We start from the raw sequence: 16,215 nt of genomic DNA, 5'->3' as shown, positions 1-16,215 counted from the left end.
TAATATGATATAGGCCGCGCACCGATTCGATAAAGTAATAGACTTTTGTTTTGGTTTAGTTTTGTTCGGAGATTCATCGTGGTAAGCTTATTTGCGGAACCAGCCCCTGCGGATAGTCAAACGGCCCACGTCAGTGAGGACAGTTCCTCATCCGCTGATACGGAGTTGCTGCGCACCAAAGGCCGCGTAAAATGGTTCGATAGTCAGCGTGGGTTCGGCTTCATTGTTCCTGAGAACGACCATTCCGGCAACAATGATTCAATGCCAGATTCGGACATATTGGTTCATTGGAGTTTGCTGGAGTCACTGGGCAAACGTGAACTACCGGAAATGGCATTAGTGACCTGCGAATATGTAGCCGCACCCAAAGGGCTACAAGCAACAAAAATCCTCGATATCGATCAATCTGTTTGCGAAGTGGCCAACAATCGACCAGCCGCAACAAGCGGTCGTCAGGCGCTACACGTCGTGGACAGCGATTCCGCATTTGTGGAAGCTCAGGTAAAATGGTTCAACCGCGTCAAGGGCTATGGTTTCCTTATTAGCGCGGCGCTCGACGGCGATATTTTCCTGCATATGGAAACGCTTCGTGACTCCGGTATTGAAGAAGTCATTCCGGGCCAAGATTTGCTGGTCCGTATCAAAGACAGCGATCGCGGTCACATGGCGGCTCAAGTCTGCCTGCCGCAATCAAGCTGAAGGCGAGACCTCTAATAAATGCACAAAATCTCAAAAGCGGCGGCGCTTTCCCTCATGCTGATTTCCATTGCCGCTATATCCGGTTGTCACGCCCGGACCGGCGAAACCGCAGCAAGCAATCCAAATAGCGAACTGCCGCTATCCGAAGCGGGCCTCAATCAGGTACCTCTGAATATTCAATCCTCTCAGGCCACACATGCTTTTGTCGTGGAAGTAGCAGAAAGCAGCGCTCAACAGGCCCAAGGCCTCATGTTCCGGACCAAACTTGCTTCCGATAAGGGCATGATTTTTCCTTTCGCAGAAGACCGGGTCGCAAGCTTCTGGATGAAGAATACCGTTATTTCACTCGACATTATTTTCATCCGCCGAGACGGAACCATCGAATCCATTGCCGCCAACACAGTGCCTTATTCTCTCGCGCCCGTTCGTTCCAATGGACCGATTGCAACCGTGCTAGAGATTGCGGCCGGCCGTGCCAATGAGCTGGGCATCGCACCCGGCGACACGGTGACCTGGCAACAATGATCTTTCCTTCGGCAAGTCCTGCACATTTGACATTTTTTCATTGCGGAGCCCATGGCTGCGCGGCTAAGCGAGCGGCATGAACATATTGGCGAAAATATTCACTTGGTGGGACGGTGCAACTATTGGCACTGCCCTGTTCAGCGCCCGCAATGGCGAACGCGTCGGCGAAGATGTGTTTGGCAATAAATATTTTCAGTCCAAAAAGGCTGGAAGCGGTCATCCTGCGACAAAACGATGGGTCATTTACAACGGATCCAATGACGCCAGCCGCGTGCCGCCCGAATGGCATGGCTGGCTACATCATAGCTATGATGAAATTCCCGAAAGCCATTTGCCACAGCCACGAATCTGGGAAAAAGAGCCCAGCGGAAATCTTACGGGAACAGCGCAGGCCTATCGCCCAGCCGGTGCCTTAGAAGAAGGCGGCCGCCGGGCTGCTGCAACTGGCGACTATGAATCTTGGAACCCCGCCGAAGCGGAATGACAGGCATGGCCCGCCATTGCTCTCTATTCTCGATGCTTGCGGCAACGGCACTATTAACCGGCTGCAGCTGGTTTAGCAGCGACGACGTCGATGAGAAAGCGACCGGTCAGGCTGCCGAAAAAGCCGAGGTTGCGGCAACCGATGGCGATTTGATCGCATCAGCTACAGATCAAATCGGAACGCCAATGGCAGAGCGCGTAGCAACGCTTGGTTTCCTTAACAAACGAAACGGTCTCACCCGGGATCTGGAACTTCGTCCCGGTCAGTCAATCCGTATCGGCCGCGCGATTGTTCGCTTGCGTGCTTGCGAACGAACAGCGCCGTGGGAACAGACTCCGGAACAGGGAGCCTTTGTTCAGGTCTTGGTCAACGAACGACCATCTAACCGATCCGGAGACGACGAGTGGAAGCGCGTATTTTCTGGCTGGTTGTTCCGGGAATCACCATCCTTGAATGTCGTTGAGCACCCCATTTATGACGTCTGGGTCAAAAGCTGTGCGATGAGCTTTCCGGGAGAAGAGGACGCGGTGGAAGATGTGAGCGATCCGACGGCGCCTCGGGCTTCTTCGTCCAACCCTGCCAATATTGTTTCAAGCGCGCCGAATGAAACCGATCCGGAAACGCCTGTACCCGCTGTGCCCGCGGCTCCGGCCATCGCGTCGGAACCCGCGCCCGAACCGGCACCTGCCCCGACACCAGCACCAGAAAATGCGCCCGCCGATTTGATTGGTGATCTGATCGCTAAAACCGAAGATGGTGAATGAAGGCACGCACGGTTCAGTCGTTCCAAATAATCTTCCTGACTGATTTCAATCGCACCCAATGACGCCAGATGATCTGTCATAAACTGGCAATCGAGCAGCGAAAAACCTCCCACCTTCAAACGGACTACGAGCCACGCCAAAGCCACTTTCGATGCATCGCGCATTCGAGAAAACATGCTTTCACCGCAAAACACACCACCAATGGCCAGGCCGTATAGACCGCCGACAAGCACCTCTTGACCGGTGGCATCATCGATTGTCCAACATTCGATGCTATGCGTGTGGCCCAGCTTATGCAGTCTGTTAAAGGCCTCTTCGATTTCGGCATTTATCCACGTTTCCTTGCGATCCTCTGCTTCCGCGGCGCAGATGGCGATAACGTCAGAAAAGGCGGTATCAGCGGTGACCTTGAAACGGTCAGATTTGATCGTTTTCCGAAGCGAGCGTGACATTTGAAAATTCTCGAGCGGGATGATGGCTCTGGCCTTCGGCTCCACCCAGAAGCTCTCCGGATCATCGCGCGCGTCAGCCATTGGAAATATGCCGGATGCATAAGCTTTCAGCAACAGATCGAGATCAATAGTCATCGATGTACAATAGCCTGATCAACACTATTCGCCCATATGGAATCGACAATTGTTGCTATGAATCAAGCGGTCATCAACACATGGGCTTCATCACCAATTTTCGCTGCTATCGCTGCATATTCGCAAGCGAAAACTGCATTGGTGCGCCAAGCAGCCCCGATGCTGCGGGTCGCCGACCAGCCTTCCACGTCGAGCAGTGCAAAAATCGGAAAACTAAATTGAGAGCGGCGCCACCTGAATCGACTTATTGCAGCAAATGCACTAGACAGAGAAAATAAGAAATAAGGTCGCACTTTAGAACTCTTTTTAGGAGCAATAGTGATGAACTTTATTGAATGGGTACAACGCCGCCTGATCGCCCATGGATTCAATCCCGGACTGCCCGATGGTATCTGGGGCCGCAACACCCGCGCCGCTACAATAGAATTTCAGACGGCGACCGGTCTAATCGCCAATGGCACTTTGAACAGCGCAACCGTTACTGCATTGCGTCATGAATTTGCATCCGACACAAAATCAAAGGCTCCGCCAGAAGTCGACCGGATGGAGGCTTTCCCCTGGATGGGTTTAGCGCTCCGCAAAAAGGGCCTGCACGAAGGCAAGAATAACAAAGAATTACGCAAATTTCTGAAGTCCGATGGCAAAACATTGGGCGACCCGGCCCAATTGCCATGGTGCGGAGACTATGTGGAAACTTGCATCGCCGTGACATTGCCGGACTCGCCTATCCCGACAAATCCATATCTTGCGCGGAACTGGTTGAAATTCGGCCATACCGTCGACCCATGCTATGGCGCGGTCATGGTTTTCTGGCGCGGAAAACGAAATGGTTTTAGCGGCCATGTTGCCTTCTATTATGCAGAAGATGACACAACCTACCATGTTTTGGGCGGCAACCAGTCCAATCGCGTCAGTGTGACCCGGTTGAAGAAAGACCGTTTCCTTGGCGCAAGGCTACCGCTGGTTGGTGGACCATATGAACGACTGCGGATCAATGCGGATACTGGCGGAGAGATTTCTACCAACGAAGCATAGCGCCGCACGGTAGAAGTATCGCGGCGGGATATTGATCTAGCAAATCTATCGGTGTTCGCCACAATCCATGATAGAGCGCTGCCATGAAGAGGCAATTCTATCTAATAGCCGGACTGGCTTCCTTGGCATTGGGCGGCATCGGCATTATTCTGCCGCTGCTGCCGACAGTTCCGTTCATGATCCTCGCGGCCTTCTGTTTCGCAAACAGTTCACCGCGGTTGGAATCATGGTTGGTCGAGCATCATGTTTTCGGCGTTCATATCAAAAACTGGCGGGAACGCAGGGCAATCACCCGGCGTGGGAAATGGGCGGCGACGATCGCATTTGCGGTTAGCTGCGTGATTGCGTTGCTCTTTGTCAAACTGCCCTGGAATCTCATTCCCCTCGCGGCAGCGCTGATCAGCGGCAGCTGGATCTGGACCCGCAATGAACCCGATTCCGGAAAATTGGCGCCCCCTACCCCTTCGCATAAAGAATAGTTTGCGCCGCGCGCGAATCTGATATTCTCCGCCAGAATTTAGGAGAATGAAATGTCGCGGCAGCAATTGTTGGAAATGACCCGTTCACTGGTAGAGCATGGCAAGGCGGACACCATGGAATTGGTCGATGATGTGGTCGCGGTGCCGGTGGCCGATTATATTGATGAAGACCGTTTCGAACTGGAGAAAGATCGGATTTTTAAGCGGCTGCCGTTGATGCTGGCACCATCCTGCGAACTACCCGAACCAGGCTGTTATAAAGCGATGGAAATGGCAGGCATCCCCGTATTGGTTACGCGCCAAAAGGACGGAACCGCACAGGCATTTCTCAATAGTTGCACCCATCGCGGCAATCCGGTTGCCCAAGGTTCTGGTAAAGCGAGCCGCTTTACCTGTGGCTATCACGGCTGGACATTCAAAAATGATGGAGACCTACTCGCAGTCGCATCCCCAAAAGATTTCGGTACGGTCGACAAGGCGCAATTCTGTCTCAAGAAATTCCCGACGCTGGAACGCGCCGGACTGATCTGGGCGACACTGGATCCGGATAGCATGCTCGACATCGAATCTTATCTGTGCGGCTATGATAGTTTGCTGGAACATTTCGGATTTGATGGTTGGCATTTGTTTGATCAGCGGACGATCCCGGGGCCTAATTGGAAGACAGCCTATGATGGTTATCTCGATTTCTATCACCTGCCGGTCCTCCACAAAGACACGTTCGGCTCTGACTTTTTCAACCGGGCCAACTTCTTTGCCTGGGGACCGCACCAACGCCTCTCTTCTCCATCAAAGTTCGTCCAGAAAACAGGCAGCGACGAGCAGGTTGATCTGACCCAAATGGATGAAAAAGACTGGCCGATTGATGCTCTTTTGCAAGGCGTCTGGACAATCTTCCCGCATATCTCGATCGCAAGCTTTTACGGTGGCGGGGGCCGCGGCGCGCTAATTTCACAACTCTTCCCCGGAGAGAATGTCGGCGAAAGTTACACGACGCAATTTTATGTGATGGAATATGAGCCAACCGATGACGCGGTCCGGCAAGGCGCACATGACCAATTTGCATTTCTGGAAACGGTCGTCGCAGAGGAAGATTATAAAACCGGCAAACGCCAGCATGAAGCGTTGCAATCAGGATTGATGGACAAAGTCTGGTTTGGCCGCAATGAAGGCGGTGGACAAGTGTTCCATCAATGGGTTGACCGGTTGATCAAGGCAGATGATGCGGAACTGAACGCAATATTCACGCCGCAACTCCAAGCAGCGGAATGATCCGTTCTAGGCGTTGCGATATTCTCTGACTGGCGGCAGCGCCTCTTTCCATTTGGGCTGTTCGGTACGCAGTTTTTCGAGCATTTTTTCCCAATAGGCTTCCGTCTTGCCTTTGAACTGAATGTCAAAATCTTCCTGAGTTCGGAATTCGAGTAGCTCTACGCCCTCATCTCCGATCGTATAAGTATAGGGTGTACCAGCGGGCAGAAAAAATCCGTCGCCAGCGGCCATTTCTTCCGTGCCCATCTTGATATCTCCGCTGATCAGATAATAGAGGCAATCGCTATCATGACTGTGCAGCGGCAGCGGGTAACCGGGCTTGAACCAGACATAGTGCAGTGAAAATCCGAAACCGCTGAACAGGCATTTCAAAACGGCGCCCTCACCGATACCGGCTTCACCAAGCTTCGCCGCTCCGTCCAAAATGACCGGATCGTCATCGACATAAGCCATATGTCCTGCCTCATCGAGGCTCGGCGCATCCTTTCCTCTGAAGATCCTTAAAACCTTCAGGGGCTCCGGTTCTTTTGGAAAAAGGGTGCCTGCGTCCGTCATATGTTCCTCCGATCCAAATGGAGACAAAGGTATAGCAGCGCAGGCACCATTGGGAAAAGGCGACAATATGTTAGGCGCGTCTTATTCTACCGCATATTTCGCGATATAATGATCCAAAACAGCCCGGTTGAGTAAATTCGTAAAGGCACAGCCCATGCCTTTTTTATCATGCCAGACCACTTCCGCTTCCAGCGCACCAAGACCGGGCAGCGTCAACCAGCACAATGTGCCTCGACGCACCACGAGCAGAGCGTCACAGGCAAATCCGGCAACGGATATGTCGATGACATTGACGGGAAAACTGCTGGAACCAGAAAAGCGCATCCGCGCAGAAATCGAAAGCCGGTGCCGCGGCGCGCAACGATCTTCATCGGACGCCATTGCATAGGATAATTCCTGGTCACCATCACCCGCGATAGATGATGGCAGGCGGGTGGTTGAATCTGACATATCGGTCTCCTGAATGCGGGATTCGCTGCGATGGACGCCACCCAATCCATGTATTCTCGTGTAAAAATGATTATCGTCCGTGCAGGTAAACCCTTCCTTCCTCCTCAGGGTAAACAGCAATTTGCCGATTTTAACCATGTCGTGATTTGCTCGATGTTGCTACAATCACGCTTGCCGAAAGCATCTCGGGACGCTAAGGCGCGCGGATTGGCTGTTTCGCAAGGGCGATACGGCCTGTGCAGGAGTGTAGCTCAGTTGGTAGAGCATCGGTCTCCAAAACCGAGGGCCCACGGTTCGAGTCCGTGCACTCCTGCCATTTCTCTCCTCCTATACTGAAATTCTCATGACCCAATTCATTGCAGCCGTTAGCTTGATTGTTCCTGACTATGACCAGGCCATTGCCTTTTATGTGGGGCTATTGGGCTTCGAATTGATCGAAGATACCGAGCTGTCCGAGGATAAGCGCTGGGTATTAGTGGCACCACCGGGCAGCACCGAAACGCGCCTGTTGCTGGCAAAAGCCAATAATGAAGCACAGGAAGAAGTCATTGGCGAACAAGCCGGCGGACGGGTATTTTTGTTCCTCGAAACCTATGATTTTGAAGCGGATTTCGCCCTTATGGAGCGCGCAGGCATCGACATTATCGAAGAGCCTCGAGTCGAAAAATATGGTCAGGTTGCGGTTTTTCGGGATCCCTTTGGGAATAAGTGGGACTTGATTGAACGGCACTAATAATCCGATGCCGTAGCGTCACCGCTGTCGATTGCCTGAATCCCCGTTTTCTGCCATGATCCACCGATGGACAAACAGGAAATTGCACCGGCCGATGCGGCCGTATTGGAGCCCTATTTAGGCGGCAGAAGTTTCGCGCAATGTTGGGAACAATATGACACCGACGGCTATGTGATATTTCCCGAAATCATGCCCCGGGAAGAGGTTGAGCGGCAACGATCCGCGCTGCAACCATTCATCGAATCCGATATCCGCGGACGCAATGTCTTTGAAGGCGTCGAATCCAATCGCATTTATGCAATGTTGGGCAAGGACCCGGTTTTTGCCGACCTGATCACCCATCCTTTGCAACTGGCTTTTGCAGAGAAAGAGCTCGGGAAATCTTGTCTGCTGTCGGCCTGCCTGGCCATCAATCTCCATCCCGGCGAAACAGTTCAGCCCTGGCATATGGACGATGATCATTGCCGCCAGCCATCCCCCCGTAAAGCACTAGGGGTCAGTAGCTTCTGGTCGATTGACCCGATGACCGAAGATAATGGCGCGACCGAGATCATCCCCGGCAGCCACAAATGGGGCAAGGTCGAACTGAACGGCGCCAATAGCCTCTCCGATTTCATCACCAAAGATAGCGGTGATCAGAATGTCGACCCGGGCGCCCATAAGGATGCCATAAAGGCCGTCATGCCTGCTGGATCTCTAATGATTGCCAAAGGCAATTTATGGCATCGCGGCGGCGCCAACCGGTCAGACAAATCACGGTTGATCGTGACACCGCAATATTGCCCGGGCTGGATGCGACCATTGGAAACCATGTTGCTGGCAGTACCACCAGACAAAGCAGCCGCCTTGCCGCAGCGCGCGCAGGAATTGCTCGGCTATTCGATCCATGAGCCTTTCATGGGCTATGTCGATGGCATGCATCCCGGCCGGGCATTGCCGCAGGAATAGGATAGCGTCCGGGAGACAGACCATGAAAGCCCTGGAGAGTGATGCACCGCTGATCGTCTATGTCGACATCAAGAGCCCATATGCTTTTGTCGCTATCCGACCGACATTGGCGCTGGAAAAAGCGCTCGGCCTGCGTTTCGACTGGCGGCCGCTGACGCTTGATATTCCCAGCTATCTGGGGTCAGCGCGCAAAAGCAAAGGCAAGGTGGTAGAAAGCACCCGTAGTGCCAGCCAGTGGGCACGAGTCAAATATGCCTATCGCGACGCCCGCCGCTATACCGAGCGGCAGGGCCTGATGCTCAAAGGCACCGAAAAAATCTGGGATTCGTCTATCCCCAATATCGGCATATCATGGGTGATGCAGACCGACCGCGACCGGCTGGGTGCCTATTTTGAGGCGGTCTATCCCCCCTTCTGGCGGCGGGGACTGGATATCGAGGATATTGCTGTGGTCGAGGCCTGTCTGGAGCAGGCCGGGGTCGATACGAAGGGATTTGCCGATTTTGTGCGGGGCGAGGGTCGCGCGCAGCATGACGCGTTGCAGGCGCAGCTCCACCCGAGTGGGATTTACGGCGTCCCGACCTATGTGTTCGACGGCACAATCCTGTTTGGACGTGAACATCTACCCTATGTCCGCTGGCACCTGCAGGGACGTGAAGGCCCGGCGCCCGATATCGCCTATGCGATGGATGACATCGAGGCCCTGCCATGCTGACCGTCTTCCTAGATTTCAAATCGCCCGCGTCCTTTTTGGCACTCGAACCGACACTGGCGCTGGCCCGAGACACCGGCGTGCAGATTGACTGGCGGCCCTTTTCCGTCCGCCCCCTGTCGATCCCGGCAGAAAAAGCGGACGAAACCGTCGGCGAGCGGCATCGCCGTGTCCGCGCCATCGCCCGACGCGATACCCATTTGCATTATGCAGCGGTTCAGGGACGGGACATGCATTTTTCCGACAAACCGGCGGGCAGCGACGCCGCGCTTGCGGCCTTGACCACCATTGAGGGGGATCCGGTGCCCTATATGCGGGCAGCTTTTGAAGCCTATTGGACCGGACAGACCGATCTCGACGACGAGGCGGTTGTCACGGCCCTGCTATCTGCCCAGGGCATCGCCCCACCCGACTGGAACGCGGCCCACGCGCAACTGGTTTCGATCCGGACCAGGGCGGAAGAAACGGGGATATTTGAATCGCCGTCCTACCATATTGCAGACCAGCTGTTCGTTGGTCGAGAACATCTGCCGTGGATACGGTCTTTGATCGCGGAGACCCGGCTAGAGAATCGGGGCCTGTAAAATCCCACTCTTTTCTTGCGAATCCGCGAATCTCCGGTTAAAGGGCTGGTTCTTTCCGAAATCATGCATATATCCGAACACAGTCAAGCGACTGACACCCGGAGTTTATGTGAAAACCGGGAAGGAAATTTAGGGAATCAAGCATGGCAAAAGTCAATCCAGGCGAATTCATGAATCAGGTCAAGACTGAGACCAGTAAGGTCGTCTGGCCAACTTGGCCCGAGACTGTCCGTACGGGCATTCTCGTTCTGATCATGACCACGATACTCGGCCTGTTTTTTCTGGGCATTGATTCGATTTTTAACGGGATTGTTGGCTGGCTCCTGAGCCTCGCATAAACAACCCACACAGATTTTTAGGTTATTCGCATGGCACGCTGGTACATCATTCACGCTTATTCGGGCTTTGAGCATAAGGTCAAGGAAGCCATTGAGGCGGATGCCAAGCGGCTCGGCCTGACCGAACTGGTTGAGGATATCGAAGTCCCGACCGAAACCATCACCGAAGTGAAGCGCGGCAAGAAAATCCAGTCGGAACGCAAATTCTTCCCGGGCTATGTACTCGCGAAACTGGAAATGACCGATGATGTTTATCACTTGGTCAAGAACCAGCCCAAGGTGACCGGCTTCCTCGGCAGCAGCGGTAAACCGCAAGCCATTAGCGAAGCGGAAGCGGCCCGCATTCTGAACACCAAGGAAGAAGCTGCCAACGCTCCGAAAGAACGGATCACGGTCGCTTACGAAATTGGCGACGAGGTCAAGGTTAAGTCCGGACCGTTCAACAGCTTCAACGGCATTGTCGAGGAATTGGATTTCGACAAGAACAAGGTCAAGGTTTCCGTGTCCATCTTTGGTCGCGCAACCCCGGTCGAACTGGACTTTGGTGAAGTCGACCTGATCAGTTAATTTTCACGCTCTGGATCATGTCCGGAGCAAACAGAATTTGAAACTTCGGTTTCGAATACCAGCGCGGGAGGAGATTTCGATCTCTGTTTGACCGCTTAATTTGCGGGTGCGGCAATTTCGCCAATCCCAAAAGAATGAAAGGACAGCCAAATGGCTAAAAAAATTGATGGCTATATCAGTTTGCAAGTGCCCGCCGGCATTGCAAATCCATCCCCGCCAATCGGCCCGGCATTGGGTCAGCGCGGCGTTAACATCATGGAATTCTGTAAGGCGTTTAACGCGGCTACAGACAAGCTTGAAAAAGGCACACCGATCCCGACCAAGATTACGGTCTATGCGGATCGCAGCTTTACGTTCGAGACCAAGACACCACCAGCCAGCTATCTGATCAAGAAGCTCGCCAAACTGAAAAAGGGTTCGAGCGAACCTGGCAAAGTATCAGGCGGAACAATCAAATCTTCGCAGATCAAAGAAATTGCTGAAACCAAAATGGTCGACCTCAATGCCAATGACATTGATCAAGCCATGAAAATCATCGAAGGCAGCGCGCGTTCGATGGGCATCGAAGTGGTGGGAGGATAAGAACATGGCGAAACTCTCCAAAAAAATGCAGGCGGTTAACGAAAAAGTAGATCGCGAAAAACTGTACAGCATCGATGAAGCGATCAAGACGCTGAAAGGCCTCGCATCGACGACCAAGTTCGATGAAACACTTGATATTGCTATCAACCTCGGTGTTGATCCTCGTCATGCAGACCAAATGGTTCGCGGCGTGATCTCTCTGCCCGCGGGCACGGGTAAAGAAACCCGCGTTGCCGTATTTGCCAAGGATGCGAAAGCAGACGAAGCAAAAGAAGCAGGCGCTGATACGGTTGGTGCAGAAGATCTGATGGAAGCCATGCAAGGTGGCGACCTCGACTATGATCGCATCATCGCAACCCCTGACATGATGGGCGTTGTCGGCCGTCTCGGTAAGGTTCTTGGTCCAAAAGGCCTGATGCCTAACCCGAAACTCGGCACGGTTACCCCGAATGTCGCGCAAGCGGTCAAAGACGCCAAAGGCGGCCAGATCGAATATCGCGTTGAAAAAGCGGGTATCATCCACAACGGCATTGGCAAGACCAGCTTCAAGGAAGCAGACCTGCGCAAGAATTTCGATGCGCTGGTCAATGCGGTCGTCAAAGCGAAGCCAGCCGGTGCGAAGGGCAAATATGTCAAGAAAATCGGCCTGAGTTCAACCATGGGCCCAGGGCTCAAGATTGATCTCAACGAGATTGAAGGCGCCTAATTCGCCGCAACGACAAACCAAAGATTTAGTGAAAAAGGCCGGGTGCAATCCCGGCCTTTTTTATGCGCTACAGATTGGCTTTATGGTCTAACATCGCGCGCCATTAACCCATCTTCTGTGAAGGCCGCCCCCAATTAGTAGCTAACCGGCAGATATTAAAACAGCGGCAAACCGGGTGGCCTGCCGCTGTTTTGATTCGTTGTGATTATATTTAGAATGCTAGACGGACACCGACACGGCCACCGGCGCTATCATAGTCTTTACCCGCATCAATATTGCCTTCGGCGAAGATACTAACGCCGGACTTGTCGGTCAGGTTCAGGCCGAAATCAAGTCGTCCAAATACACTATGTGCATCATTGTCAATTCGCAGTGCAGAGCTACCGCTTGCGATGTTTAGCCCATTATCACCCTCGAATTCATGGACAGCTAAGCCCGATAGATAATATTTTAAGCTACTGCCCTTTGCCACATCGGTTTCACCGCCGACGCGCAAACCTGCCATGCCGCGAAGACCGTCAAACTTGTCGAAATCAATATTAGCGCCAAGTGCCGAGAAGCTATCTAGTGATGTTTGCTGATATTCGATGCTGACAATAGGCTCGACAAAATGTTCACCGGTTTCCAGACGATAGCCTGCTTCCAGGCGACCACCATAGCTCTCGGCATCAAATTCCGTTTCATAACCAGTCGTGGCACCATCCACTATCAGATCGACAAAGTCATATTTCACCAGCAAATTGCCGAAAAAACCACCGAATTGAATGCCAGCATAGGCCCCGATATTGTAGGCTTCGTAATCAACCCGGTCGGCATTTGCGACAAAGCTCAGACGAGATTCGATATAGCCGGTGGTCAGGCCCATTACCGTACCATCGATGCCCAGTTCAAAATCATAACCCAGCTGAAAACCGGTATAATTTTGACGATAGTCTAGAGACACGGCTTGCTCGAACGTGCTTTGTTCGTTGTCAAAATTGTCTTTCCGGTCGGCTTTCCCACCATATATCTGACCCCATATTCCGGTATCACCGCTTTCCCGCTGCGCATTCATTTGGGCCGCCCAGCCATCCGCGGAACGATACCAGACCGACTGCGCGCCCTCTGCGAATTTCAGCAGGCCAAATGCCGGCGTACCAATGGACGCATTTAGGTAAAAATCATTATTCTGAGCATCAAATACGATACCATAAGCAGTGAAGCCAGAACTTGCTCCCACGAGCGTGACAGCGTCTGCCGATGTTCCGGCCCCCGCATCAACCAACAATATGGAACTACCGATTTCAGGTACGCCTGCCCCTCCGTAATTTGCCGATATCTCTCTGGTCCCGGTAAGTGCACCGACAATGATCAATCTATCTGCGCCGCTATCCGTAATATCGAGAAGCACAGCACCAGAGCCGGAGTAATCCCCCGAAATCGTCAGCATGTCTCCAACCGTCCCATCAGCCAATATGATCGCACCGTTATTGATCAGACTTCCCAGATTCGTAAAGCTAGCCTGTCCGGAGATTGCGTTGATCGTACCGGTATTGATAAATTGGTCCGTGCCAGCACCAAAGTCGCTATCCTGGGTTACATTGAACACGCCGCTATTGTTGACGGTATCATCCAAATCACTGAGACTGATGCCACCGTTGATCGTACCACTGTTGTTAAGCGTCGTAGCGGCGCCCATGGCATTGACCGCAACGCCGGTTCCAGCTTCCACAACACCGGTGCTATTGATCGTGGTGCCGACCGAACCATTATTGGTCACAGAAATACCGTCGACAACGCCATTGACGTTATTGGCATTGATGGTGACGCCCGTCGCAGTCGCTTCGTTCACCGCATCGATACCGGAGCCAGCCAGTCCAACCGTAGTGCCCAGCGCATTGATCGTCAGCGATCCACCTGCATTATTGACTGTGATACCATTGATCGCGCCGGTGGCTGTCGTACCCGCAGCCTGTTCGATCACCGTCGAAGCCGTCACATCATTGGCACTGTTAAAGGCATTCACAGCCTCTCCGGTCTCACCGGTGACGTCTCCATCAATATTGATGTTCAGACCACCCGTGCCATAGTTGCTTGCATCAATGCCATTGTCAGCCCCGACCACCGTGCCTTCGACGGTAATCGACAGGCTGGTACCGTTAGCGGAATTATAGGCATTGATACCATCGTTGGAGGTGCCGGTTATAGTACCCGTCGCAGTGATCGAAAGTACGCCGCTGCCTTCATTGAGAGCATGAATGCCATCGACACTGCCGGTGACATCATTGGCAGTGATGGTCAAATCAGTGGCGGTCGCTTGGTTCAAAGCATCGATACCGAAGCCGGCCAGTCCAACCGTAGTGCCCAGTGCATTGATCGTCAGCGATCCACCAGCATTATCCGCAGCCATGCCGTTGGTTGCGCCGGTCGTTGTGGTGCCAGCGGTCTGACTTATGAGCGTCGAAGCCGTCACATCATTGACGCTGTTAAAGGCGTTCACAGCCTCTCCGGTCTCACCGGTGACATCGCCATCAATCGTGATCGTCAGGCCACCTGTGCCATTGTTGCTTGCATCAATACCATTGTCAGCCCCGACCACCGTGCCTTCGACGGCAATCGACAGGCTGGTGCCGTTAGCGGAGTTATCGGCATTGATACCATCACCAGTGGTTCCCGTTACCGCACCCGTCGAGGTAATCGACAGGGCGCCACTGCCTTCATTTAGAGCATGAATACCGTCTATTCCGCCGCTCGTATCAGCCGCATTGATGGTTAAATCCGTGCCATTGATATTATTGCCAGCATCTATGCCATAATCGCTTGTGCCGGTTACGGTGCCAGTAGAGCTAATCGAAAGCCCGCCAGCGCCTTCATTGCGCGCATAAATGCCAACAATCCCGCCCGTTGCATCAGCAGCGGCGATGGTCAAATCCGTGCCAGCGGATTTATTGGTAACAGCAATGCCCGTAAAGTTCGTACCCGCTGCGACGCCGGTCGAAGTAATCGAAACCGCACCGCTACCGCTATTATATCCAAAAATGCCCGCGTTTTTACCCTGTGTATCAAATGCCTCGATAGTCAGATCCGTGCCAGCCGAGCTATTGGTAACAGTAATGGCGGAATAAGCAGAACCAGTTGTAGTTCCAGTCGAGACAACCGAAATTTCGCCGCTACCGTTGTTTTGCGCAATGATACCGCGTTGCCCGCCAGTCGTATCAGCCGCCTCGATAATCAAATCCGTACCACTGGAACTGTTTTTCGCATAAAGGCCATCGTCAGAAGTACCGGTCACGGTCCCGGTCGAGCTAACCGAAAGCGCACCGCTACCTTCATTGAGAGCAAGAATACCGTAACGTCCACCAGTCGTATCGACCGCATTGATCGTCAGATCCGTGCCAGCGCTATTGTTACGAGCAGAAATGCCGGATCCAGACGTGCCCGTTGCCGTACCGGCCGCAGTGATCGAAAGCACGCCACTGCCATAGTTGCGCACATAAATGCCGCGACCCCCGCCAGTCGTTTCGGCCGCATTGATGGTTAGGTCCGTGCCAGCGCTGCTGTTGAAAGCATAAATGCCATTAAAATCCGTGCCGGTCGCCGCGCCGGTCGCCGTGATCGAAAGTGCGCCACTGCCAAAGTTGCGCGCTTCAATGCCGCCATACCCGCCCGTCGTACCGGCCGCGTTGATGATCAGGTCGGTGCCAGCGCTGCTGTTATAAGCATCTATGCCGTCGTCATCCGTGCCCGTTGCCGTACCGGTGGAAGTGATCGATAGCGCACCACTGCCATAGTTCCGCGCAGCAATACCTTCATCCCCGCCCGTCGTAGCGGCCGCATTGATAGTCAGGCCGGTGCCAGCGCTGCTATTATTAGCAAAGATGCCAGCAAAATCCGTACCCGTTGCCGTACCGGTGGAAGTGATCGAAAGCGCGCCACTGCCATCATGATCCGCATAAATACCGGCATTCCCACCGGTCGTATCTGCCGCATTGATGGTTAGGTCCGTGCCAGCGCTGCTATTATCAGCATCGATACCATTATAATGATTCGTGCCCCCTACCGTTACCCTGCCCGCTACCGTGCCCGTCGCGGTGATCGAAAGCGCGCCACTGCCATAATTATCAGCAAGGATACCGTGTTTTCCGCCACTTGCGTTAACCGCTTCTATGGTCAGGTCACCCGTCCCCGAAGCACTTTGGTTCACATGGATACCATG

Annotated in this window: 19 protein-coding genes, 1 tRNA gene and 1 pseudogene; 16 read left to right on the top strand and 5 right to left on the bottom strand. The window is 53.3% G+C overall.

The window, feature by feature from the left end; genetic code table 11:
• Positions 1-78 precede the first annotated feature (78 nt).
• The 4 genes and pseudogenes from ABJG22_RS05315 to ABJG22_RS05300 all read left to right on the top strand — a co-directional run.
• A complete protein-coding gene (locus ABJG22_RS05315; RefSeq protein ID WP_348019215.1) occupies positions 79-699 on the top strand; it encodes a cold shock domain-containing protein in 621 nt (206 codons plus the stop codon).
• An 18-nt stretch (positions 700-717) separates the two neighbouring features.
• The gene (locus ABJG22_RS05310; protein WP_348019214.1) at positions 718-1,224 is read left to right on the top strand and encodes a DUF192 domain-containing protein; all 507 of its coding nucleotides are present in this window, start codon (positions 718-720) and stop codon (positions 1,222-1,224) included.
• A 76-nt stretch (positions 1,225-1,300) separates the two neighbouring features.
• Positions 1,301-1,708, top strand: a complete 408-nt coding sequence (locus ABJG22_RS05305; RefSeq protein ID WP_348019213.1) for an NADH:ubiquinone oxidoreductase subunit NDUFA12 — start codon at positions 1,301-1,303, stop codon at positions 1,706-1,708.
• Positions 1,705-2,145, top strand: a pseudogene (locus ABJG22_RS05300) (DUF2155 domain-containing protein); the annotation flags it as partial. The gene ABJG22_RS05305 and the pseudogene ABJG22_RS05300, both read left to right, overlap by 4 nt.
• Positions 2,146-2,180: 35 nt before the next feature.
• Here the strand turns inward: ABJG22_RS05300 and aat are convergent.
• Positions 2,181-3,059, bottom strand: coding sequence for a leucyl/phenylalanyl-tRNA--protein transferase (aat, locus tag ABJG22_RS05295; RefSeq protein WP_348019212.1), 879 nt, complete (start codon positions 3,057-3,059; stop codon positions 2,181-2,183).
• A gap of 62 nt (positions 3,060-3,121) precedes the next feature.
• A complete protein-coding gene (locus ABJG22_RS05290) occupies positions 3,122-3,247 on the bottom strand; it encodes a hypothetical protein (protein ID WP_348019211.1) in 126 nt (41 codons plus the stop codon).
• A 133-nt stretch (positions 3,248-3,380) separates the two neighbouring features.
• On the opposite strand from ABJG22_RS05290, the gene ABJG22_RS05285 reads away from it, so the two are divergent.
• The 3 genes from ABJG22_RS05285 to ABJG22_RS05275 all read left to right on the top strand — a co-directional run bounded on the left by ABJG22_RS05285 (position 3,381) and on the right by ABJG22_RS05275 (position 5,845).
• Entirely contained in the window at positions 3,381-4,094 is a 714-nt protein-coding gene (locus ABJG22_RS05285) for a TIGR02594 family protein (protein WP_348019210.1), read from the top strand.
• 83 nt (positions 4,095-4,177) lie between these two features.
• Complete coding sequence (locus ABJG22_RS05280; RefSeq protein ID WP_348019209.1) at positions 4,178-4,573, top strand: YbaN family protein; 396 nt, start codon at positions 4,178-4,180, stop codon at positions 4,571-4,573.
• 51 nt (positions 4,574-4,624) lie between these two features.
• On the top strand, positions 4,625-5,845 hold the full coding sequence (locus ABJG22_RS05275) for an aromatic ring-hydroxylating dioxygenase subunit alpha (RefSeq protein WP_348019208.1): 1,221 nt from the start codon (positions 4,625-4,627) through the stop codon (positions 5,843-5,845).
• A gap of 6 nt (positions 5,846-5,851) precedes the next feature.
• Here ABJG22_RS05275 and ABJG22_RS05270 read toward each other — a convergent pair whose 3' ends face one another.
• Positions 5,852-6,400: a cupin domain-containing protein gene (locus ABJG22_RS05270; RefSeq protein ID WP_348019207.1), complete on the bottom strand. Its 549-nt coding sequence runs from the start codon at positions 6,398-6,400 to the stop codon at positions 5,852-5,854.
• Between the two features lie 81 nt (positions 6,401-6,481).
• A complete protein-coding gene (locus ABJG22_RS05265; RefSeq protein ID WP_348019206.1) occupies positions 6,482-6,850 on the bottom strand; it encodes a PilZ domain-containing protein in 369 nt (122 codons plus the stop codon).
• Between the two features lie 240 nt (positions 6,851-7,090).
• Between ABJG22_RS05265 and ABJG22_RS05260 the strand changes: the two genes are divergently transcribed.
• The 9 genes from ABJG22_RS05260 to rplA all read left to right on the top strand — a co-directional run bounded on the left by ABJG22_RS05260 (position 7,091) and on the right by rplA (position 12,020).
• A tRNA-Trp gene (locus ABJG22_RS05260) sits at positions 7,091-7,166 on the top strand.
• A gap of 27 nt (positions 7,167-7,193) precedes the next feature.
• On the top strand, positions 7,194-7,583 hold the full coding sequence (locus ABJG22_RS05255) for a VOC family protein (RefSeq protein WP_348019205.1): 390 nt from the start codon (positions 7,194-7,196) through the stop codon (positions 7,581-7,583).
• Between the two features lie 66 nt (positions 7,584-7,649).
• Complete coding sequence (locus tag ABJG22_RS05250) at positions 7,650-8,531, top strand: phytanoyl-CoA dioxygenase family protein (RefSeq protein WP_348019204.1); 882 nt, start codon at positions 7,650-7,652, stop codon at positions 8,529-8,531.
• A gap of 22 nt (positions 8,532-8,553) precedes the next feature.
• On the top strand, positions 8,554-9,246 hold the full coding sequence (locus ABJG22_RS05245; protein ID WP_348019203.1) for a DsbA family protein: 693 nt from the start codon (positions 8,554-8,556) through the stop codon (positions 9,244-9,246).
• A complete protein-coding gene (locus ABJG22_RS05240; RefSeq protein WP_348019202.1) occupies positions 9,240-9,827 on the top strand; it encodes a DsbA family protein in 588 nt (195 codons plus the stop codon). Before ABJG22_RS05245 ends, ABJG22_RS05240 begins: the two co-directional genes overlap by 7 nt.
• 143 nt (positions 9,828-9,970) lie before the next feature.
• Positions 9,971-10,165 carry a preprotein translocase subunit SecE gene (secE, locus tag ABJG22_RS05235; RefSeq protein WP_348019201.1) on the top strand — a complete coding sequence of 65 codons (195 nt, stop codon included), beginning with the start codon at positions 9,971-9,973 and terminating at the stop codon, positions 10,163-10,165.
• A 30-nt stretch (positions 10,166-10,195) separates the two neighbouring features.
• A complete protein-coding gene (nusG, locus tag ABJG22_RS05230) occupies positions 10,196-10,732 on the top strand; it encodes a transcription termination/antitermination protein NusG (RefSeq protein WP_067197598.1) in 537 nt (178 codons plus the stop codon).
• Between the two features lie 150 nt (positions 10,733-10,882).
• On the top strand, positions 10,883-11,314 hold the full coding sequence (gene rplK, locus ABJG22_RS05225) for a 50S ribosomal protein L11 (RefSeq protein ID WP_348019200.1): 432 nt from the start codon (positions 10,883-10,885) through the stop codon (positions 11,312-11,314).
• A gap of 4 nt (positions 11,315-11,318) precedes the next feature.
• Positions 11,319-12,020, top strand: a complete 702-nt coding sequence (gene rplA, locus ABJG22_RS05220; protein ID WP_348019199.1) for a 50S ribosomal protein L1 — start codon at positions 11,319-11,321, stop codon at positions 12,018-12,020.
• Positions 12,021-12,231: 211 nt separating this feature from the next.
• Here rplA and ABJG22_RS05215 read toward each other — a convergent pair.
• On the bottom strand, positions 12,232-16,215 hold a 3,984-nt coding region (locus ABJG22_RS05215; RefSeq protein WP_348019198.1), incomplete at its 5' end, for an autotransporter outer membrane beta-barrel domain-containing protein.

Origin of the sequence: Parasphingorhabdus sp., assembly GCF_039939955.1 — a bacterium.
Lineage (GTDB): Bacteria > Pseudomonadota > Alphaproteobacteria > Sphingomonadales > Sphingomonadaceae > Parasphingorhabdus.
This window is presented reverse-complemented; position numbering and strand designations above follow the sequence as displayed.